The organism is Saccharothrix sp. DSM 118769, assembly GCF_052936295.1.
On sequence record NZ_CP193627.1, the window covers coordinates 8,759,580 to 8,779,562 of the forward strand.

17 protein-coding genes and 1 pseudogene are annotated in these 19,983 nt (G+C 73.9%); 7 read left to right on the forward strand and 11 right to left on the reverse strand.

Annotated features, from left to right (window positions below):
* Positions 1–108 precede the first annotated feature (108 nt).
* Both ACRAKJ_RS37240 and ACRAKJ_RS37245 read right to left on the reverse strand, forming a co-directional pair.
* A complete protein-coding gene (locus tag ACRAKJ_RS37240) occupies positions 109–1,341 on the reverse strand; it encodes a class I SAM-dependent methyltransferase (RefSeq protein WP_438924259.1) in 1,233 nt (410 codons plus the stop codon).
* A 14-nt stretch (positions 1,342–1,355) separates the two neighbouring features.
* Positions 1,356–2,714 carry an FAD-binding protein gene (locus ACRAKJ_RS37245; protein ID WP_438924258.1) on the reverse strand — a complete coding sequence of 453 codons (1,359 nt, stop codon included), beginning with the start codon at positions 2,712–2,714 and terminating at the stop codon, positions 1,356–1,358.
* A gap of 88 nt (positions 2,715–2,802) precedes the next feature.
* Between ACRAKJ_RS37245 and ACRAKJ_RS37250 the strand changes: the two genes are divergently transcribed.
* Both ACRAKJ_RS37250 and ACRAKJ_RS37255 read left to right on the forward strand, forming a co-directional pair.
* Positions 2,803–4,395 carry an acyl-CoA dehydrogenase family protein gene (locus tag ACRAKJ_RS37250; protein WP_438924257.1) on the forward strand — a complete coding sequence of 531 codons (1,593 nt, stop codon included), beginning with the start codon at positions 2,803–2,805 and terminating at the stop codon, positions 4,393–4,395.
* Entirely contained in the window at positions 4,392–5,153 is a 762-nt protein-coding gene (locus ACRAKJ_RS37255) for a crotonase/enoyl-CoA hydratase family protein (protein WP_438924256.1), read from the forward strand. The genes ACRAKJ_RS37250 and ACRAKJ_RS37255 overlap by 4 nt, the downstream gene beginning before the upstream one ends.
* Before the next feature lie 189 nt (positions 5,154–5,342).
* Here ACRAKJ_RS37255 and ACRAKJ_RS37260 read toward each other — a convergent pair whose 3' ends face one another.
* A complete protein-coding gene (locus ACRAKJ_RS37260) occupies positions 5,343–5,894 on the reverse strand; it encodes a Scr1 family TA system antitoxin-like transcriptional regulator (protein ID WP_438924255.1) in 552 nt (183 codons plus the stop codon).
* Positions 5,895–6,005: 111 nt separating this feature from the next.
* Between ACRAKJ_RS37260 and ACRAKJ_RS37265 the strand changes: the two genes are divergently transcribed.
* Both ACRAKJ_RS37265 and ACRAKJ_RS37270 read left to right on the forward strand, forming a co-directional pair.
* Positions 6,006–6,875, forward strand: coding sequence for a Scr1 family TA system antitoxin-like transcriptional regulator (locus ACRAKJ_RS37265; RefSeq protein ID WP_438924254.1), 870 nt, complete (start codon positions 6,006–6,008; stop codon positions 6,873–6,875).
* Positions 6,872–7,075: a DUF397 domain-containing protein gene (locus tag ACRAKJ_RS37270; RefSeq protein WP_438924253.1), complete on the forward strand. Its 204-nt coding sequence runs from the start codon at positions 6,872–6,874 to the stop codon at positions 7,073–7,075. Before ACRAKJ_RS37265 ends, ACRAKJ_RS37270 begins: the two co-directional genes overlap by 4 nt.
* Before the next feature lie 10 nt (positions 7,076–7,085).
* Here ACRAKJ_RS37270 and ACRAKJ_RS37275 read toward each other — a convergent pair whose 3' ends face one another.
* From ACRAKJ_RS37275 to ACRAKJ_RS37290, 4 genes are all read right to left on the reverse strand, one after another.
* The gene (locus ACRAKJ_RS37275) at positions 7,086–8,240 is read right to left on the reverse strand and encodes an acyl-CoA dehydrogenase family protein (RefSeq protein ID WP_438924252.1); all 1,155 of its coding nucleotides are present in this window, start codon (positions 8,238–8,240) and stop codon (positions 7,086–7,088) included.
* 3 nt (positions 8,241–8,243) lie between these two features.
* Positions 8,244–10,166, reverse strand: a complete 1,923-nt coding sequence (locus ACRAKJ_RS37280; protein WP_438924251.1) for an ATP-binding protein — start codon at positions 10,164–10,166, stop codon at positions 8,244–8,246.
* A 5-nt stretch (positions 10,167–10,171) separates the two neighbouring features.
* Positions 10,172–11,776, reverse strand: coding sequence for a carboxyl transferase domain-containing protein (locus tag ACRAKJ_RS37285; RefSeq protein WP_438924250.1), 1,605 nt, complete (start codon positions 11,774–11,776; stop codon positions 10,172–10,174).
* A gap of 113 nt (positions 11,777–11,889) precedes the next feature.
* Entirely contained in the window at positions 11,890–12,678 is a 789-nt protein-coding gene (locus ACRAKJ_RS37290; protein ID WP_438924249.1) for a GDSL-type esterase/lipase family protein, read from the reverse strand.
* A gap of 194 nt (positions 12,679–12,872) precedes the next feature.
* On the opposite strand from ACRAKJ_RS37290, the gene ACRAKJ_RS37295 reads away from it, so the two are divergent.
* Both ACRAKJ_RS37295 and ACRAKJ_RS37300 read left to right on the forward strand, forming a co-directional pair.
* Positions 12,873–13,448 (forward strand): SACE_7040 family transcriptional regulator, encoded by a 576-nt coding sequence (locus ACRAKJ_RS37295; protein ID WP_438924248.1) that lies wholly within the window; start codon positions 12,873–12,875, stop codon positions 13,446–13,448.
* A gap of 119 nt (positions 13,449–13,567) precedes the next feature.
* Positions 13,568–15,727, forward strand: a complete 2,160-nt coding sequence (locus ACRAKJ_RS37300; protein WP_438924247.1) for a hypothetical protein — start codon at positions 13,568–13,570, stop codon at positions 15,725–15,727.
* Positions 15,728–15,736: 9 nt separating this feature from the next.
* On the opposite strand, the pseudogene ACRAKJ_RS37305 reads toward ACRAKJ_RS37300, so the two are convergent.
* The 4 genes and pseudogenes from ACRAKJ_RS37305 to ACRAKJ_RS37320 form a co-directional block, all read right to left on the reverse strand.
* Positions 15,737–16,615, reverse strand: a pseudogene (locus ACRAKJ_RS37305) (acyltransferase family protein); the annotation flags it as partial.
* A complete protein-coding gene (locus tag ACRAKJ_RS37310; protein ID WP_438924246.1) occupies positions 16,612–17,307 on the reverse strand; it encodes an alpha/beta hydrolase in 696 nt (231 codons plus the stop codon). The gene ACRAKJ_RS37310 and the pseudogene ACRAKJ_RS37305, both read right to left, overlap by 4 nt.
* 63 nt (positions 17,308–17,370) lie before the next feature.
* Positions 17,371–18,018 carry a response regulator gene (locus ACRAKJ_RS37315; RefSeq protein WP_438924245.1) on the reverse strand — a complete coding sequence of 216 codons (648 nt, stop codon included), beginning with the start codon at positions 18,016–18,018 and terminating at the stop codon, positions 17,371–17,373.
* On the reverse strand, positions 18,015–19,139 hold the full coding sequence (locus ACRAKJ_RS37320) for a histidine kinase (RefSeq protein WP_438924244.1): 1,125 nt from the start codon (positions 19,137–19,139) through the stop codon (positions 18,015–18,017). The genes ACRAKJ_RS37315 and ACRAKJ_RS37320 overlap by 4 nt, the downstream gene beginning before the upstream one ends.
* Positions 19,140–19,299: 160 nt before the next feature.
* Here ACRAKJ_RS37320 and ACRAKJ_RS37325 point away from each other — a divergent pair, with 160 nt between their 5' ends.
* Positions 19,300–19,800: a hypothetical protein gene (locus ACRAKJ_RS37325; protein ID WP_438924243.1), complete on the forward strand. Its 501-nt coding sequence runs from the start codon at positions 19,300–19,302 to the stop codon at positions 19,798–19,800.
* Positions 19,801–19,983 lie beyond the last annotated feature (183 nt).

Genomic DNA, 19,983 nt, shown 5'->3' on the forward strand with positions numbered 1-19,983 from the left:
TTCGTGCCTAACACCGTTGGGCATGAGCGCATGACACGAGGGTCGTGAGCGCATGACTCGCGGGTCGTGAGCGTTGGACTCGCGGATCGTGAAGGCATGACTCGCGGGTTAGGGCCAGGTGGGGCGGAGGGGGTAGTGGGCTTCGGCGCCGTCCAGCTTGACGCCGAGGACCTGGTGCAGCTGGATGTCGTTGCGCTCGAAGCCCAGGCGCGAGGCGGCCAGGTAGAGGCGCCACACGCGGGCGCGGGGCAGGCCGATCTCGGCCACCGCGTCGTCCCAGTGGGCGTCCAGGTTGCGGCACCACGCGGCCAGGGTGAGGGCGTAGTGCTCGCGCAGGTTCTCCTCGTGCCGCACCTCGAAGCCGTGGTCGTGCACCTGCGACACGATGTGGCCGGGGCCGACCAGCTCGCCGTCCGGGAACACGTACCGGTCGATGAACCCGCCCGTGCGGGCGCGCTGGCGGTTGTCCGCCCGGGTGATGCAGTGGTTGAGCAGCCGGCCGCCGGGGCGCAGCTTGCGGTGCAGGGAGCGGAAGTACGCGGGCAGCTTGGCCTTGCCGATGTGCTCGGTGAGGCCGATGGAGCTGATCGCGTCGAACCCGCTCTCCCGCACGTCGCGGTAGTCCAGGTGGCGCACCTCGGCCAGGTCCGACAGCCCCGCCTCGACGATGGCCTTCTGCGCCCACTCCGCCTGGTTGCGCGACAGCGTCACGCCGAGCGCCCGCACGCCGTACTCGCGCGCCGCGTGCATCACCATGCCGCCCCACCCGCAGCCGACGTCGAGCAGCCTCATCCCCGGCCGCAGCCCGAGCTTGCGCGCCACCAGGTCGTGCTTGGCCGCCTGCGCCTCCTCCAGCGTGGACGACGCGGTCGGGTACACGGCGCACGTGTACGCCATCGACGGCCCGAGCACCCACTCGTAGAACGTGTTCGACACGTCGTAGTGGTGCGCGATGGCCTCGCGGTCGCGCGTCTTCGAGTGCCGCAGCCCGCGCAGCCGCCGCTCCTGCGGCGGCGCCTCGACCCGCGTGCCCAGCCGCGTGCGCCCCAACGTGGCCAGCAGCTCCAGCCGCTGCCCCCACGGCACCCCGCGCAGCGACATGTCGGACAGGTGCACGAGCGCGCCGTGCACGTCGCCGACGATCTCCAGGTGACCGGTCACGTACGCGCGCGCCAGGCCCAGCTCGCCCGGCGCGGACGCCAGGTACGACAACGCCTCCGGCGTGCGCACCTCGATGCGCACCGGGGCGTCGCGCGGCCCGGCCTCGCTGCCGTCGAACGCGCTGAAGCCCACGGACCCGTCGCCGCCGACCACCCGTTGGAACACCTCCGCCAACCGCACGTCCCCCGCTCCCTTCACTCGCGCAGCACACACTTGGCGTACAGGTCGGGCAGCCGGCCGCCGGGGTCGTAGCGCTCCTTGAGCCCCCGGTACTCCGGGCCGTTGTAGTTGTCCCAGAACTCCCGCTCGCCGTAGTACGAGTCGGAGTACAGCGACTTGTGCCCGCCCAGCCGGGTGACCTCGTCCTCGATCAGCCGGTTGCGGCTGCCCGGCTCCTCGTCCGGCCGCAGCGACACCGTCGACCAGAAGCCGACGTTCACGTACAGCAGGTCGGGGTCCATGGGGTACAGCGGCCAGCCCGCGCGGTCGCGCAGCCGCACGGGGCACAGCCACACGGGGCTGACGCCGATCTCGCGGTGGAAGAAGTCGAGGAATTCGGCCAGCCGGTGGACCGGGATCTCCACGTCCTGGATCACCGGCTCCTGCACGGCCTTGCTCAGCCGGTCGGAGAACCGGTGCCGCCGGTCCCACGCCACGACCCGCCGGTACACGTCGGACCGCAGGAACCGCTTGGGCACGAGCCGCCGCACGACCGGGTGCTGCACGCCGAACGCCCGCGAGCACCAGAACCAGTCGGTGTCCCACCGCCACAGGTAGTCGCGCACGGTCAGGTGGTCGGTGCGCCGGGACTGGATCGACCGGTAGTAGATCCGGTTGCCGGTGTAGTCGGACGTGGCCGGCGCGCTGTCGGCGAAGGTGCCGAGGGTCAGGTACTGCTCCCCGCCGGAGAACACCGTCCCGTCCACGAAGTCGACCGGTTCGCCCCGGTACGACCGCTCCGCGCAGATCGCCTCGACGGCCTCCGCGCAGCGCGCCGCGTCGCCGAACGGCACGTGCCGCAGCCGGACGTACGGCTTGACCGGCTCCAGCTCGATCTCCAGCCGCAGCGCGTACCCGAGGGTGCCGTAGGAGTTGGGGAAGCCGCGGAACAGGTCGTCGCCGGGGCCGACCACCTCGATCGAGCCGTCGCCGGTCATGACCTCCAGCTCGCGCACGGACTCGTGCGGCAGGCCGTTGCGGAAGGAGGTGGACTCGATGCCCAGCCCCGCGACCGCGCCGCCGAGCGTGATCGTCTTGAGCTGCGGCACGACCAGCGGCACGAGCCCGTGCGGCAGGGTCGCGTCGACCAGGTCCTCGTAGGTCGTCATGCCCTGCACCTGCGCGGTGCGGGCCTGCGGGTCGACGGACAGGACCCGGTCGAACCGGGCCACGTCGAGGCCGCCCGGCCGTTCGTCGCGGAACCGGAACAGGTTCGACGTCGACTTGGCCAGGCGCACGGGCGAGCCCGCCGGGATCGCCGCGTACTGGCCGCGCAACGCGGTCACCGCCCGTGCGTGGGCAGCGCGCGCGTGGTCCGCTCCGTGATCGCTCACCGGACCGACGGTAGGCCCGGAACCGGTGATCGGCACCCCCGTTTTTCCACCTCCCTCGAAGTTACCGACGAGTAGTACCCTGACGGCTATGACGCACGCCACGCACGAGGTGACCAACCAGGTCCCGCCGCTGGAGGGCCACGACGTCTCCGCCGACCCGGCGCTGCTGGACGGCCTGCGCCGCGGCGGCGCGGGGTGGGTCGAGCCCGAGGTGCGCGAGCTGGGCGTGCTGGCGGGCACCGCGCACGTCCAGGCCCTCGGCAGGCAGGCGAACGCCCACCCGCCCGTGCTGCACACCCACGACCGGTACGGCAACCGGGTGGACGAGGTCGAGTTCCACCCCGCCTGGCACGAGCTGATGACCACCGCCGTCCGCCACGGCCTGCACGCCGCGCCGTGGCGGGACGACCGGCCGGGCGCGCACGTGGCGCGGGCCGCCAAGTTCCTCGTGTGGAGCCAGGCCGAGGCGGGCCACGGCTGCCCGATCTCGATGACCTACGCCGCCGTGCCCGCGCTGCGCGCCGCGCCCGCGCTCGCCGAGCGGTTCGAACCGCTGCTGGCGTCCCGCGAGTACGACTTCGGCCTGCGCGCCCCCGAGGGCAAGCGCGGCCTGGTCGCGGGCATGTCGATGACCGAGAAGCAGGGCGGCTCCGACGTCCGGGCGAACACCACCCGCGCGGTGCCCGCCGGCGACCACCACGTGATCACCGGGCACAAGTGGTTCACCTCCGCGCCGATGTCCGACCTGTTCCTGACCCTGGCGCAGGCGCCGGGCGGCCTGAGCTGCTTCCTGCTGCCGCGCGTGCTGCCGGACGGGACGCGCAACGCGCTGTTCTTCCAGCGCCTCAAGGACAAGCTCGGCAACCGGTCGAACGCCTCCGCCGAGGTGGAGTACGACGGCGCGGTGGGCTGGCTCGTCGGCGAGGAGGGCCGGGGCGTGCGGACCATCATCGAGATGGTCAACGCCACCCGCCTGGACTGCGTGCTCGGCTCGGCGTCCGGGATGCGCCTCGGCGTCACCCAGGCCACGCACCACGCCGCGCACCGCAGGGCGTTCGGGTCCTACCTGGTCGACCAGCCGGCCATGCGCAACGTGCTGGCCGACCTCGTCGTGGAGTCGGAGGCGGCGACGACGGCGGCGCTGTGGCTGGCCGGCAACCGCAGCCGGCTGGGGCTCGCGGTCACCAAGTACTGGGTGTGCAAGCGCGGCCCGGCGCACGCGGCCGAGGCCCTGGAGTGCCTGGGCGGCAACGGGTACGTGGAGGACTCCGGGATGCCCCGGCTGTTCCGCGAGTCGCCGCTGATGTCGATCTGGGAGGGCTCCGGCAACGTGGCCGCGCTCGACGCGCTGCGCGCCCTGGCCCGGGAGCCGGCGGCGGTGGCGGAGTTCCTCGCCGAGCTGGACGCGGCGCGCGGCGCGGACCGGCGGCTGGACGCGGCGGTCGACGCGCTCAAGGGCGAGCTGGCCGACCGCGACGACCTGGAGGTGCGGGCGCGCGGGCTGGTGGAGCGGATGGCGTTGGCGTTGCACGGTTCGCTGCTGGTCCGGTACGGCCACCCGGCGGTGGCGGACGCGTTCTGCGCGTCGCGGCTGTCCGGCGACCGGGGCGCGGCGTTCGGCACGCTGCCGCGCGGCGTCGACTTCGCGGCGATCGTGGAGCGGGGGTCGCCGAAGCCGTGAGCGCGGTGCGCGTGGAGCGTTCGGGACCGGTGTTCACCGTCCTGCTGAACCGTCCCGAGGTGCGCAACGCGGTCGACGGGCCGACCGCGCACACCCTCGCGGAGGTGTTCCGCGAGTTCGACGAGGACCCGTCCGCGTCGGTGGCCGTCCTGCACGGCGAGGGCGGCACGTTCTGCTCGGGCGCGGACCTCAAGGCGATCGGCACCGCGCGGGGCAACGACCCGCGCTCGCCGTCCGGCCCGATGGGGCCGACCCGGGTGCGCCTGTCCAAGCCGGTGATCGCGGCGGTGGCCGGGCACGCCGTGGCGGGCGGGCTGGAGCTGGCGCTGTGGTGCGACCTGCGGGTGGTCGAGGAGGACGCGGTGTTCGGCGTGTTCTGCCGCCGGTGGGGCGTGCCGCTGGTCGACGGCGGGACCGTCCGGCTGCCCCGGCTGATCGGGGCGTCCCGCGCGATGGACCTGGTGCTCACCGGTCGTCCCGTCCACTCGGGCGAGGCGCTGCGCATCGGCCTCGCGAACCGCGTCGTGCCGAACGGGACCTCCCGCGCCGAGGCGGAGCGCCTGGCGCGGGAGGTCGCCGCGTTCCCGCAGGCGTGCCTGCGGGAGGACCGCCTCTCCCTGCTGGAGCAGGAGGGGTTGCCGGAGGCCGCCGCCCTGGACAACGAGCTGGAGCACGGGCTCGTGTCGCTCCGCGAGGTGGAGGCGGGGTTGACCCGGTTCCGCGCGGGGGGCGGCAGGCACGGCAGGTTCCCGGGATGAGGCGTGACCGGGGACGCCCGCCGGCGCGACGTACGCGCCGTTCGTGACGACCTGGTCGAACAGCACCCCGCGGGTGCCGGCCCTTCGCGCCGTTCGACCCCTGTCCGGGCCGGCCGGGGGCCCACCCCGGGAGTGGTCCCACCGGGCGGTGCTCCCGCGGGCGGACGGGGGCGGCGAGCCCCCCGGGTCCTACGGGCCGACGAGGGCGGCGAGCCGCGCGAACAGCGTCCGGGCCGCGCGGACCTGGTCGGGGTCGTCGGTGAACAGCGCGGCGTGCGGGTGGGCGTAGAACACGACCGCCGCGCCGTCCGCCATCCCGAAGCGGGTCACCGGGTCGCACCCGACGCCGGGGTAGGCGCCCGCGCCGCGCGGGATCACGCGCACCGCCACGTCGTCGCGCCCGACCTCGACGCCCTCCGGCACGTAGGCCGTGCAGCGGGCCGGGTCGAGCCTCGGCAGCACCGGGTTGACGCCGAACGGCGCGAGGGCGTCGACCCGCACCGCGTTGCGGCACAGCACGTTGAGCACCCTCGGCGCGTCGGCGCCCCAGCGGCACCACATGTCGTGCGCGTCGGGCGCGGGCGCGTCGAGGACGCCGTCCTCCAGCAGCGCGACCTGGCGCGGTGACATCCGGGTGCGGGCGGCCAGCTCGGTCGCGCTGAGCCCGGAGGTCTCCCGGACCCGGCGCAGCTCGCGACCGAGCAGCCGGCTGCGCAACGTGGTGGCCACGGGGGGGATCACGCGATCACACTAATCCCGATACGTATCAAGGGGCGATTCCCCGGACGGGTGCCCTGTCGCTACGCTGTGTGCCTACCCGACACTGTCCGCAACCCGAACAGGACCAGGCGCATGGCCGAGGGCTCGACCTCCAGCACGGTGCAGGCGTGGGAGCTCGGGGTGCGGCTGCGCGAGCACCGCGACCGCCTCGGCCTGACCGCCGCGTTCGTCGGCAAGACCACCGGGATGGGCAGCACGAACCTGTCCGCGGTGGAGTCGGGCAAGCGCCGCCTCACCGCGGCCAGGCTCGCCGACCTCGCCGCGGTCTACGAGCTGGACCGCGACGAGCTGACCGGGTTGGACGGGCTGCGCCAGGGCGGCGAGCGGCGCGAGTGGTGGCACGACCACGCCCACCTCTACCCCGACGAGTTCGTCCGCTTCCTGGGCCTGGAGGCGGGCGCGGACCGCATCGCCGAGTACGCGCCGGACATCGTGCCCGGCCTGCTCCAGACCGCCGACTACGCGCGGGCGGTGCTGCGCGCGGCCACCCCGTACATCAGGCCGGTCGACATCGGCCCGCGCCTGGCCACCCGCCTCGCCCGGCAGGCCAGGCTGACCGACGACCACCCGCCGGTGTTCGACGTCGTGCTGGGCGAGGCCGCGCTGCGGCAGCGGATCGGCGGGCCGGGCGTCATGCGCGCGCAGCTCACCCACCTGATCGCGGTCGTCGACGCGCACGACCACGTGCGCGTGCGGGTCGTGCCGTTCAGCACCGGCGCGCACCCGCTGCTGGGCGGCGCGCTGATGATCCTGTCGTTCCGGCCCTCCCGGCTCACCGACGTGGTGTACCACGAGACCGCGATCAGCGGTGTCCTCACCGACAAGCGGCACGTGATACTCGAATCGACCGCGAGCTTCGCCGAGACGTTCGACCGCGCGCTCGGCGAACGGGAGTCCCGCGAGTTCATCGGTCACGTCCACGACGAGATGGAGGAGCCATGACGGCGCGCACTTCCCCGCCCCCGGCGCACGGCTGGTTCAAGAGCAGCTACAGCTCGGCTTCGGGCAGCTGCGTGGAAGTCCGGTTCGACGGCCGCGCGACGCACGTCCGCGACAGCAAGAACAGGCGTCCCGCGATCCGCCTCGACTCCGGGTGGTCGGCCTTCCTCCTCGGCGTGCGCGACGGGGCCTTCGAGGCCTGAGAGGGCGGCGTCAGACCAGGCCCAGCTCCCGGGCGATCAGCATCTTCTGCACCTCGCTGGTCCCCTCGCCGATCTCCAGGATCTTCGCGTCCCGGTAGAAGCGGCCGACCGGGTACTCGTTCATGAACCCGTAGCCGCCGAAGACCTGCGTGGCCTCACGGGCGTTGTCCACGGCCGCCTCGGACGACACGAGCTTGGCGATGGCCGCCTCGCGCTTGAACGGCTCGCCGCGCAGCATCTTCGCCGCCGCCTGGTAGTAGGCCAGCCGCGCGGTGTGCGTGCGGGCCTCCATCTCGGCGATCTTGAACTGGATGGACTGGTACTCGCCGATCTTGCGGCCGAACGCCTCGCGCTCGCCCACGTACCTCAGGCACTCGTCGACGCACCCCTGGGCCAGGCCCACGCCGATCGCGGCGATGGCGACGCGGCCCTCGTCCAGGGTGCGCAGGAACTGGGCGTAGCCGCGCCCGCGCTCGCCGACCAGGTTGGCCAGCGGCACGCGGCAGTCCTGGAAGGACAGCTCGCGGGTGTCCGAGGCGTTCCAGCCGACCTTGGAGTACTTGCGGGACACCGAGAAACCGGGCGTGCCGGCCGGCACCAGGATCGCCGAGATCTCCGGCTTGCCGTCCTCGCGGCGGCCGGTGACCGCGGCGACGGTCACCAGGCCGGTGATGTCGGTGCCCGAGTTGGTGATGAACGCCTTGGTGCCGTTGATCACCCACTCGTCGCCGTCCTGCTTCGCCGTGGTGCGCAGCGCCCCCGCGTCCGACCCGCCGCCGGGCTCGGTGAGGCCGAACGCGCCGAGCACCTCGCCGGAGGTGAGCTTCGGCAGCCACTCGGCCTTCTGCTCGGCGGAGCCGAAGCGGTACAACGGCATCGCGCCCAGCGAGACGCCCGCCTCCAGCGTGATCGCGGTGGACGAGTCGACCCGGGCCAGTTCCTCCAGGGCCAGGCACAGCGCGAAGTAGTCACCGCCCATGCCGCCGTGCTCCTCGGGGAACGGCAGGCCGAACAGGCCCATCCGCCCCATCTTGGCGACGATCCCGTAGGGGAACTCCTCGCGCTCGTAGAACTCGCCGATGACCGGGGCGACCTCGTCCCGGGCGAACTCCTCGACGGTCTTGCGCAGCGCCTCGTAGTCCTCGTCAAGGCGGAAGTCCAGCATCGCTCACTCCTCGTGGGGCACGACGACGGCCAGGGGTTGGTCCAGGGCGACCTGTTGGCCCTCCCGGACGTGCACTTCGGTGAGCACGCCGGCCACGGGTGACGTGACGGTGTGCTCCATCTTCATCGCTTCGACCACGAACAACGCCTGCCCGGCGGCCACCTCGTCGCCCCGCTCGGCGCGCGCGACGAGCACCGTGCCGGGCATGGGGCTGGTGACCGGACCGCCGCGGCCGGCGGCGCCCGACGCGGCGACCTCGGACGGCCGGGTCTCGGTCAGCGCCCACGCGTGCCCGTCCCGCCCGAGCCACAGCACGTCGCCGTCCCGGGCCATCGCGTAGGACCGGCCGCCCACGACGAGCCGGTCGCCGTCGACCCGGACCGCGTACCGGGCCGGCGCGCCGCCCGCGACCGACACCTCGTCGCCGCGCACGCGCACCTCGACGCCGTCGATCAGCCACCGGGTCCAGGCGTGCTCGCCGAGCCGCCAGCCGTCGGCCCGCGCCCACGGGTCGTCGCCGTCGCCGCGCAGGGAGAGCTGCCGCTCCAGGGCGGCGGCGGCCGGCACCTCGTCGGGCCGCTCGACGGCGACCAGCGAGTCGAGCTTGCGCTCCACCAGCCCGGTGTCGAGGTCGCCGGCCCGCACGTCGGGGTCGGTCAGCAGCGCCCGCAGGAACGGCACGTTCGTGGTCACGCCGAGCAGCGTGAACCGGCCCAGCGCGGCGTGCAGCCGGCGCAGCGCCTCGGCCCGCGTGGCGCCGTGCGCGATCACCTTCGCCAGCATCGGGTCGTAGTCGCTGCCCACGGTCAGCCCGACGCGCAGCGCCGAGTCGACCCGCACGTCCGCCGGCTCCTCCAGCAGCAGCACGGTGCCACCGGTGGGCAGGAACCCGCGCGCCGGGTCCTCGGCGTAGACGCGGGCCTCCACGGCGTGCCCGGTCAGCTCCACCGAGGTGAACCCCAGGGGCTCGCCCGCCGCCACCCGGAGCTGCTGCTCGACCAGGTCCACGCCGGTCACCAGCTCGGTCACCGGGTGCTCGACCTGGAGCCGGGTGTTCATCTCCATGAAGTAGTACTCGCCGGACGAGCCGTCGACGATGAACTCGACGGTGCCCGCGCCGACGTACCCGACGGACCGCGCCGCCTCCACCGCCGCGCGCCCCATGGCCTCCCGCACCTCGGGGGTGAGCAGGGGCGACGGGGCCTCCTCGATGATCTTCTGGTGCCGCCGCTGGAGGCTGCACTCGCGCTCGCCGAGGTGCACGACGCCGCCGTGCGCGTCCGCCAGCACCTGGATCTCGACGTGCCGCGGGTTGCCGATGAACCGCTCGACGAGCAGGGTGTCGTCGCCGAACGACCCGCGCGCCTCGCGCCGGGCGGACTCGATCGCGTCCCGCAGCCCCCCGGGGTCGCGGACCAGCCGCATCCCCTTGCCGCCGCCGCCCGCGGAGGGCTTGAGCAGCACCGGGAAGCCGACCTCGCCGGCCGCGCCGACCAGGTCGTCGTCGGTCATGCCGGCCTCGGTGCGGCCGGGCACCACCGGCACGCCGGCCGCCGCGACGGTGAGCTTGGCGCGGATCTTGTCGCCCATGGCCTCGATGGCCTCGGCGGGCGGGCCGATGAACACCAGGCCGGCCTTCTCGCAGGCACGCGCGAACTCGGCGTTCTCGGCCAGGAAGCCGTACCCGGGGTGCACGGCCCGCGCGCCGGTCGACAGCGCGGCCTCGACGACCCTCTCGACCGACAGGTAGCTCTCCCGGGCCGCCGCCGGGCCGAGCCGCACCGCCTCGTCGGCCAGCCGCACGTGCAGGGCGTCGGCGTCCGCGTCGCTGTGGACGGCGACGGACCGGATGCCGAGGGACCTCAGGGCGCGGATCACGCGGACCGCGATCTCGCCGCGGTTGGCCACCAGTACCGACTCGAACATCGCCATCACATCCGGAAGACGCCGTAGGACACCGGCTCGATCGGGGCGTTGGCCGCCGTGGACAGGGCGAGCCCGAGGACGGTGCGCGTGTCGAGCGGGTCGATCACGCCGTCGTCCCACAGGCGGGCGGTGGAGTAGTACGGGTTGCCCTGGTCCTCGTACTGCCGCCGGATCGGGGCCTTGAACGCCTCCTCGTCCTCGGCGGACCACTCGTCGCCGAGCTGGTCCCGCCGCACGGTGGCGAGCACGGACGCGGCCTGCTCGCCGCCCATGACGGAGATGCGGGCGTTCGGCCACATCCACAGGAACCGGGGCGAGTAGGCCCGGCCGCACATCGAGTAGTTGCCCGCGCCGAACGAGCCGCCGATGACGACGGTGAACTTCGGCACCCGCGCGCACGCCACCGCCGTGACCATCTTCGCGCCGTGCTTGGCGATGCCCGCGGCCTCGTACTCGCGGCCGACCATGAACCCGCTGATGTTCTGGAGGAACACCAGCGGGATCGACCGCTGGTCGCACAGCTGGACGAAGTGCGCGCCCTTCAGCGCGGACTCGCCGAACAGCACGCCGTTGTTGGCGACGATGCCGACCGGGTGGCCGTGGACGCGCGCGAACCCGGTGACGAGCGTCGCGCCGTACTCCTTCTTGAACTCCTGGAACCGGCTGCCGTCGACGACCCGGGCGATGACCTCGCGCACGTCGTACGGGGTGCGGCTGTCGGTCGGCACGACGCCGTACAGCTCGCCGGGGTCCACCGCCGGCTCGACGCTCGGTTCGACCCGCCACGGCCGGGGCGCGCGGGGGCCGAGGGTGGAGACGATGGAGCGGACGATGCGCAGGGCGTGCTCGTCGTCCTCCGCGAGGTGGTCGGTGACGCCGGAGGTGCGCGAGTGCAGCTCGCCGCCGCCCAGCTCCTCGGCCGTGACGACCTCGCCGGTCGCGGCCTTCACCAGCGGCGGGCCGCCGAGGAAGATCGTGCCCTGGTCCCGCACGATCACCGCCTCGTCGGACATCGCGGGCACGTACGCGCCGCCCGCGGTGCACGAGCCGAGCACGGCGGCGACCTGCGGGATGCCGCGGGCGGACATGGTGGCCTGGTTGAAGAAGATCCGGCCGAAGTGCTCGCGGTCCGGGAACACCTCGTCCTGCCGGGGCAGGAACGCGCCGCCGGAGTCCACCAGGTAGACGCACGGGAGGTTGTTGTGGAGCGCGACCTCCTGGGCGCGGAGGTGCTTCTTGACCGTCATCGGGTAGTAGGTGCCGCCCTTGACGGTGGCGTCGTTGGCGACCACCACGACCTCGCGGCCGGAGACGCGGCCGACGCCCGTGATGACGCCCGCGGCCGGTGCCTCGTCGCCGTACATGCCGTCGGCGGCCAGCGGGGACAGCTCCAGGAACGGCGAGCCGGGGTCCAGGAGGGTGTCCACGCGGTCGCGGGGCAGCAGCTTGCCGCGGGCCACGTGCCGGGCGCGGGCCTTCTCCGGGCCGCCCGAGGCGGCTCGGCGGAGCTTGTCGCGCAGGTCGTGCACGAGCGCGGTGTGCTCGTCGTGGTAGCGCCGGAAGGCGTCGGCCGACTTGTCGGCCGCGCTGCGCAGCACCGGGGCGTCCATCGGGCTCCTCGCGGTTAGCCATCGTTAACCTGAGGAGATGTTAGCGCCTGTTAACGCCTGCCCACAAGCCGGAGGGGGCCGTCGACGACGACCCCCTCCGACCGGTGGCGCGCTCAGCCGGTGACGGCGTTCAGCTGCGGCAGGTAGCCGAGCCGCTGACCGTTGCGGTTCGGGTGGTACGACTCCTCGACCGGCCACGACAGGCTGTTCAGCCACCAGTCGCCGGAGCAGATCTCGTGCCCGGTGAACGCGCCGCGCACGTCGCGGTAGGCGAAGCCCTTGGCGCCCGCCCGGCCCGAGATGACCGTGTGCAGGGCGTCGGCGGCGGAGTTGATGGCCGCGCGCTTGGCGTCGCTCAGGCCCACGTTGCAGGAACCGGGCACCTTGTAGAGGCGCGGGTAGCCGAACACGACGACCGTGGCCGAGGGCGCCCTGGTGCGGATCTGGGTGTAGACGTTGTCCAGCAGGCCCGGCAGGGTGCCCGAGACGTACGCCTTGGCCTGGTTGACCCGGTTGGTGCAGGTCGAGTCCGTGCCGAAGGTGCAGGTGGTGATCACGTCGGTGAAGCCGGCGTCGTTCCCGCCGACGGAGATGCTGACCAGGGAGGTGCTCGCGGTGACCGAGCCGATCTGGTTGTTCAGCACGTCGCCGGTGCGCGCGCCCGAGCAGGCGACGAACGCGAACGACGCGGGCGCGTGCGAGGCCGCCCACAGCGCCGGGTAGCTGTACTGGCTGCGCTTGCAGCCGCCGGAGTCGGAGTAGTAGGAGCCGGTGCCCGTCCCGGAGGAGTAGGAGTCGCCGAGGGCGACGTAGTTGACGGCGGCGGCTTCGGCCGGCACGACGAGGGCCAGCGACGCGGCTAGCGCCAACGCCGCGCTGGACAGGATGCGGACAAGGCGCATCGGGGGCCTCCCGGAGGGGGAACTGCGCAGGGATGTGATGCAGAGCACTACTAGAGTTACCAGCAGGTAGAGCGGGTCGGACAGCGTAAGTGAAAAGTTAACGGATCATGACCACTCTGAGTAAATAATCTCCGTCCATCGGCTCGGTTAACGACCGTTTACGTGCGCCGGGCGGGCCGCTTAAGATGAGGGGCGTGCCAGTCGAGCCCGTGAAGCAATCCCGCCGCGACCAGATCCTGGCCGCCGCCGCCGAACTGTTCGCCCGGCACGGCTTCCACGGCGTGGGCATCGACGACATCGGCGCCGCCGTCGGCATCTCCGGTCCCGCCCTCTACCGCCACTTCCGCAGCAAGGACGCCATGCTCGGCGAGATGCTGACGCAGATCAGCGAGCGGCTGCTGGAGGGCGGCGTGGCGCGCGTGGAGACCTCGTCCGGCCCGGACGACGCGCTGCGCGCGCTGATCGGCTGGCACGTGGACTTCGCCCTGGACGACCCGGCGCTGATCACCGTGCAGATCCGCAACCTGGCCAACCTGACCGACCCGGACCGCCGCCGGGTGCGCGCGCTCCAGCGCCGGTACGTCGAGGTGTGGGTCGAGACGATCCGCAAGACCTCGCCGGAGGTCGACGAGCCGACCGCGCGGGCCGCCGCGCACGCCCTGTTCGGCCTGATCAACTCGACCCCGCACAGCGCCCACCTGGACCGGGACCAGATGGCGGCGCTGCTGTCGCGGATGGCCCTGGCCTCGTTGGCCGGCGCGGTGTCCTGACCCCGCCGGACCGGCGCCGCGCGGCACCCCGCCGGACCCACCGGGGGGACGGCCCCACCACGCGGTGGGGGGACAGGGGGTTGGCGGGCGCCGATGCCGATCCGTAACCTTGGGCGCCGATGAGCGACGCGGCGGTGCGGACCGACACCACCGGGGGGTGGCCGGGGCTCCGGTTGCTCGCCCGCCTACCGGCCTGGTTCCGGTTCGTCCTGGTCGCGCTGGCCGTGTTCACGTGCGGCGTGATCGCGTCCCGCCCCGTCGGGGCGACCGACGGGTCCCCGCTGACCGGGGACGTCGCCACCGCCGCGCGCGCGGTCGAGGCGATGGCCGACCCCGGGGCGGCCAACCCGCTGCTCGCGTTCCCCGAGGACTTCGACCGCGTCGTCAACCGCGACCCGCGCACCGCCACCGGCCCGGACGGCACGACGCGCGCCGTCGACCCGAACGGCGGCTGCTCCGGCCCCGCCGGCGACACCGAGTGGGACTTCGGCACCGGGTGCCGCGCCCACGACCTCGGCTACGACCTGCTGCGGTACGCCGAGCAGAAGGGCCGCCCCCTCGGCCCGGACGCCCGCAGGTCGCTCGACACCCGGCTCGCGCTCGACATGCACGCCCAGTGCGACGTGAACCCGCGCGGCAGCGGGGGGCGGTGCCACGCCACCGCGCGGCTGTACGCGGCGGGCCTGGAGTTCAACTCGTGGCGGCAGCGGTGGGGGCCGCCCGGCCACGAACCGGTGCTCGCCTGGGGCTTCGGCAGCGCCGTCGTGGTGTTCCTGCTGGTCGCACGCCTGCCGCGGCGCCGCGAGACGGCACCGCACCCGCCCGCGCCGCCGACCGCCGACCGGTACGCGACGTTCCTGCGGCTGGCCGCGCTCGGCCTCGTGGTGATGGGCCAGTCGACGCTCACCGTCCTGCACTGGGCGGGCGTCAGCGCGAACTGGCTGTGGCTGCTCACCTGGCTCCTCCAGGCGATCCCGGTCTTCTACTTCGCGGGCGGGCAGGCGAACCTGCTCAGCTGGTGGGCCGTGCAGGCCGACCACGGCGGGTACGGGCGGTACCTGGCCGCGCGGATCTCGTGGCTGCTGCGGCCGGTGCTGGCGTTCGTGCTGGCCTGGCTCGTCCTGCCGCTGCCGCTGGAGCTGCTGGACGTGGACAAGTCGCGGGTGGGGATGTTCGGGCGGCTGATCGCCCACCCGCTGTGGTTCCTCGGCCTCTACCTGGTGGCGGTGGCCGCGACGCCCGTCATGGCCTGGCTGCACCGCAACGCCCGGCTGGTCACACCGGTCGCGCTGGTCGCCGTGATGATCGCGGTCGACGCCTGCCGCGTCGGGTTCGGGTGGCGCACCGGCGGCCACCTGAACCTGGTGCTCGGCGCGCTGCTGCTCCAGCAGGTCGGGTTCCACTACGCCGACGGCAGCCTGCTGCGGGTGCCGCGCCGGGTGCTCGCCGCCCTCGCCCTGGCCGCCGCGCCCGCGTTACTGGTGCTGATCACGGTGGGCGGCTACCCGCGCACCATGATGGCGCTGCCCGGCGAGCGGACCTCGAACCTCAGCCCGCCGACGGTGTGCCTGCTGGTGCTGGGCCTGGCGCAGATCTGCCTCGTCCTGCTGCTGCGCGACCGCGTCACCGCCTGGCTGGAGGGGCACCGGCAGTGGCGGGTCGTGGACTTCGCCCGCGCCGCCCCGATGACGGTCTACCTCGGCTACCTGACCGCGCTGGCCGCCCTCGTCGGCACCCTCGGCCTGCTCGACGCGCCCGGCGGCGCGTTCGGCGCGTTCGGCTGGGTCGCCGCCCGGCCCCGCTGGCTGGCCGTGCTGGTGCTGCTGCTCCTGCCCCTGGTGCTGCTGTTCCACCGCTTCGAGCGCGGCGGCCTGCCCGGACCGTGCGGCGGCCGGGAGACCCACCGCACCCGGCTGGCCGCCACCCTCGGCGTCGGCTACGGCGTGCTGGGCGTCCTCGGGTTCGTGGTGACCGGGTTCGCGGGCACCGCGGGCACGCTCGTCGTGCTCAAGGTCGACCCGCTCCAGAACCTCATCCACCTGCTGCTCGGCTGGTACCTCCTGCACGCCGCCCACACCGGGACCTGCCACGGCCGGCGGCCCTGGCTGCTCACCGCGCTGGCCTGCGTCCCGCCGCTGCTCGTCCTGGAGCCGACCGCCCCCGTCGTCGCCCTGCACGGCGCGACGATCGCGGCGGCGCTGCTGGCCGCCATACCGAAGCAGGACCAGCAGCACGCAGCCGAACACCGGCAGCCACGTCAGGCGCTCCAGCACCCATAACGCGTCCGACGGCGGCGTGTGCAGGCCGCGCAGCGGGCCGAACGCCGAACCGACGAGCGTGACCGCGAGCAGCGCGCTCTGGTGCAGCAGGAAGACCGGCAGCGCCGCCGCGTTGAGCCGGGCCGCGCGGAACGACGGCCGCACCAGCAGGACCAGCCCCACCTGCGCCAGCGCGAGCGCCAGGGCGGCGGCCGTCGGCGGCGACAGGTTCGACTCGGCCGCGCCGGGCACGCCCACCGCCGACACCGGGTAGCCGGCGCGCAGCAGCACGGCGAACGCCGCCGCGCCGAACCCGAGCAGCGCCGCACCCCACGAGCGGCGCCACCCGTGCCGGGCCACCAGCAGGCCCACCTGCCACGGCGCCCACCACACGGCCACCACGTTCGCCCAGCCCGGACCGCCCCACCAGGCGTCCACCGCGACCAGCGCCACCGGCAGCGCGACGCCCCACCAGCCGAGCCGCGCGAGCAGCGGCGTCGCCGCCAGCAGCAGCAGGTACACGCCCAGGAACCACAGCGGCGTGACGACGGCGTACCCGGCGTTCCACAGGGTCTGCTGGGGCAGGCCGCGCACCGACAGCCCGAACAGGACGACCGCCCACGCGGCGAGCAGCCCGGCGACCGGCGGCAGCAGCCGGCGCACCCGCGACCACCACGGCGTGGTCGAGCGGGCCGCGCCGAACCCGCCGGTGAAGAAGAACAGGCCGAGCACCTGGAGCACCCAGCTCGCCGGGGCCAGCTCCGGCACCCACCGCAGCGGGCTGTCGAACACCAGCCCGTCGTCGGTCAGCACCAGCGCGGTGACGAGCCAGTGGCCCAGCACCACGCCCCCGATCGCCAGCGCGCGCGTCGCGTCGACCGCCGCGTCCCTGCCCCGCGGCCCCGTCACGGCGCCTCCCCCACCGCGAGCCGCGCGAGGGCGCGCAGCGACGGCGAGCCGGGCGTGAAGTACCCGTCGTGCGCCGCGTCCCCCGCGTCGAACACCCGGGCCCCGAAGTCGGGGTCCAGCGGGTCCGCGCCGTGCCCGAGGTCGCCGACCCGCACCGCCGGCACCCACCTCGTCCAGTCCCGCGCGCCGCGCGCCGCCCACACCCGTCCGCCCAGTTCGGCGGCCGAGTCGGCGCGCACGCCCGGCGAGCCGAGCAGCACCACGTCGGCCACCCGCGCCCGGGCGAGCCCGCACACCACCGAGCCGTAGCTGTGGCACACCAGCCGCACCCGCCTCGGCGACCCCCGCCCCTGCAACTCCCGCACGTACGCGTCCAGCGCGGTCGCCCCGGCACGGGCCAACCGGCCGGAGGCCGCGTCCACACCGAGTCCCGAGGGCGTCCGGTAGCCGAGCCAGGCGACGACCGCGAGGTCGTCCCGCCCCGCCGCGGTGAACAGCGCGCGGGCCATCCGGCCCACCGTCGCCGCGAACCGGCGTTCGTCCACATCGGACCCCGGCACGAGCACCACCACGTGCGCGGCCCGGGCCGGGTCGCCGAGCACCTCGACGTGCGGGGTGGCCGGCGGCGGGTCTCCCCCGCCGGGCGTCACCAGCACCAGCAGCGCCGCGAACAGCGCGATCCCCTTGGTCACACCGGGAAAGCTAGGGAGGTGACGCGCCCCGGGGCGTCACCCCGGGGTACCCGCCGGCCGGTGCTACCCCGGTACGACGAGGCCCGACTCGTAGGCCGCGATCACGGCCTGCGCCCGGTCCTGCAGGGCCAGCTTCATCAGCACCCGGCTCACGTGCGTCTTCACCGTCTGCTCGGCCAGCACGAGGTGGGCCGCGATCTCGGTGTTCGACAGGCCCTGCGCGACGAGCCGCAGCACCTCCGCCTCCCGGTCGGTCAGCGCGTCCAGCGCGGCGGGCCGCACCGAGCGCACCGGCCGCGCCTTGACGAAGTCCTCGATGAGCCGCTTGGTCACCGACGGCGCCAGCAGCGCCTCCCCGCGCGCCACGACGCGCACCGCGTTCAGCAGCTCGCTCGCCGGGGCGTGCTTGAGCAGGAACCCGCTGGCCCCGGCGCGCAACGCCTCGTAGACGTAGTCGTCCAGGTCGAACGTGGTCAGCACGAGCACCTTGACCGGGTCGTCGGCGAGCAGCCGGGTGGCTGCGAGGCCGTCCACGCCCGGCATCCGCACGTCCATGAGCACGACGTCCGGCTCCAGCCGCCGCACCTCGGCCACGCCCGCCGCGCCGTCGCCCGCCGACCCCACGACGGTGATGTCCGGCTGCGCGTCGAGCAGCGCCGAGAAGCCCTCCCGCACCATCTCCTGGTCGTCCACCACCAGCACCCGGATCACCGCCGCACCACCGGAATCGCCGCCCGCACCTCGAACCCGCCGTCCTCCGTCGGCACGGCGGTCAACGAACCGCCGTGCACCGCCACCCGTTCCCGCATCCCGCGCAGGCCGTGCCCGCCGCCACCGCCGCGCGACGGCCCGCCCGCCGTGTTGCGCACGGCCACCCGCAGCTCCCCGTCCACCAGTTCGACCAGCACCGACGCGTCCGACCCCGGCGCGTGCCGCCCGGCGTTGGTCAGCGCCTCCTGCACCACCCGGTACGCGGTCAGCCCCACCGCGCCCGGCACCTCGACGTCGGCCACCTCGGCGTCGGCGTGCAGCGACCGGATGTCCGCCAGGCCCGGCTGGGGGTTGCGGTCGGCGCTCTGCCCGGAGGCCCGCAGCACGCCCAGCAGCTGCTGCATGTCGGTGATCGCGGACCGCGCGGCACCGCCCAGCTCGGCGAACTCGCGCCGCGCGCCCTCGGGCAGGTCGGGCAGCCGGTAGGGGGCCGTCTCGCAGCGCACCACCACCATCGACATGTGGTGCGCGACCACGTCGTGCATCTCGCGCGCGATGCGGGCCCGTTCCTCCAGCGCGGCCTTGGCGTCCCGCTCGTCGTGGAACCGCTGCTCGGCCCGGCCGCGCGCGCCGAACGCGTACCCGAGGAGCAGCAGGACCAGCAGCGTGCCGATCGTGGTCGGGAAGTGGTCGAGGTCGCCCAGCGCGCCGGCCAGGAACACCGCGCCGGACGTGAGCAGGCCCACCACCACGACCACCCGGCCGCTGTGGATCATGCCGATGGCCAGCACCACCGGGATGTACCAGCACCAGCCGGCGGGGCCGAGGATGGCGGGTTCGGACTCCAGCAGGAGCCTGCTCGCGACCACGCCGGCGGTGGCCAGCCGCCAGGCCGCCAGGGTCGAGCGCAGCAGGAGCGCGAAGGTGCCGCCGACGAGCACGAACAGCAGCGGCCACCAGCCGTCCGGGCTGTTGTTCGAGGCGTACTCCACGCTCTGCACGATCGCCACGACCAGGCCGTAGAGCAGCACCGAAGCCCACGCGAACCGCCGGTACCGGAAGTCCTCGAAGACCCGCGTGCGGTCGCGGAGCAGCACGACCTGGAGGAAGGTGCGGATCACGCGGCCGATGCTAGGCGGGTCCCGGCCGGGGCACATGCGACCCGGGGGTGTCATACCCGAGTAGCACCCGGACCGGCAAGCCGTTGCCTAGGACTCACGCCACCGGGTAGGCAGTACGGCAGAGCGCGAAAACTCCTACTCCGTGTTGGAAGATGGCTGAATGCACCCGCAGCAGGACCCGGATCGCTGGTCACGGCTCCGCGCCGTGGCCGGTGAGGCCCTGACCGCCGCCAAGGTCGGGGAGGACGCTGTCGCGGTCGACCTCGTGACCGGATACCTCAGCGGCTCCCCCGAGGGGAACGAGGAGATCAGAGAGCTGGTGCTGCTGCTGTTCTCCGAGTGCAGCGACATGGTCGCCGCCCTCGGCTCGGGCGGCGCGACGCCGGTGAAGATGCAGGTCTTCGACGAGGACGGCCAGGAGGTGCCGATCGACGACGCGGACCCGCCCGTCCGCACGGCGATCCGCACGCTGCTCGCCGAGGTGCACGGCGACCAGGCCGCCGCCGCCGAGCAGATCGAGATCGCGCTGGCCAACGGGCAGCCGCAGGAGCTGGCGACGGTCGTGCTCCAGGCGCTGCGCTGGACGGTGAAGCTCGCCCTGGAGTGCGAGGTGCGCAACCTCCCCGTGGCCCCCTGGATAGCCACCGCCCTCGACGAATAACCCGCCCACCACACGAACGAGTGACCACCCCCGAGAGTCCAACCCCCAGGCCCCGAGAGTCCAACGCTCAGGCCCGGTGAGTTCTACGTTCGGGGCTCACACCGTTAGGCGCGAATGCAGAACTCAGGGGTCCTGAGCGTTGGACTCTCGCGTCTTGAGCGTTGGACTCTCGGGGTCTGAGCG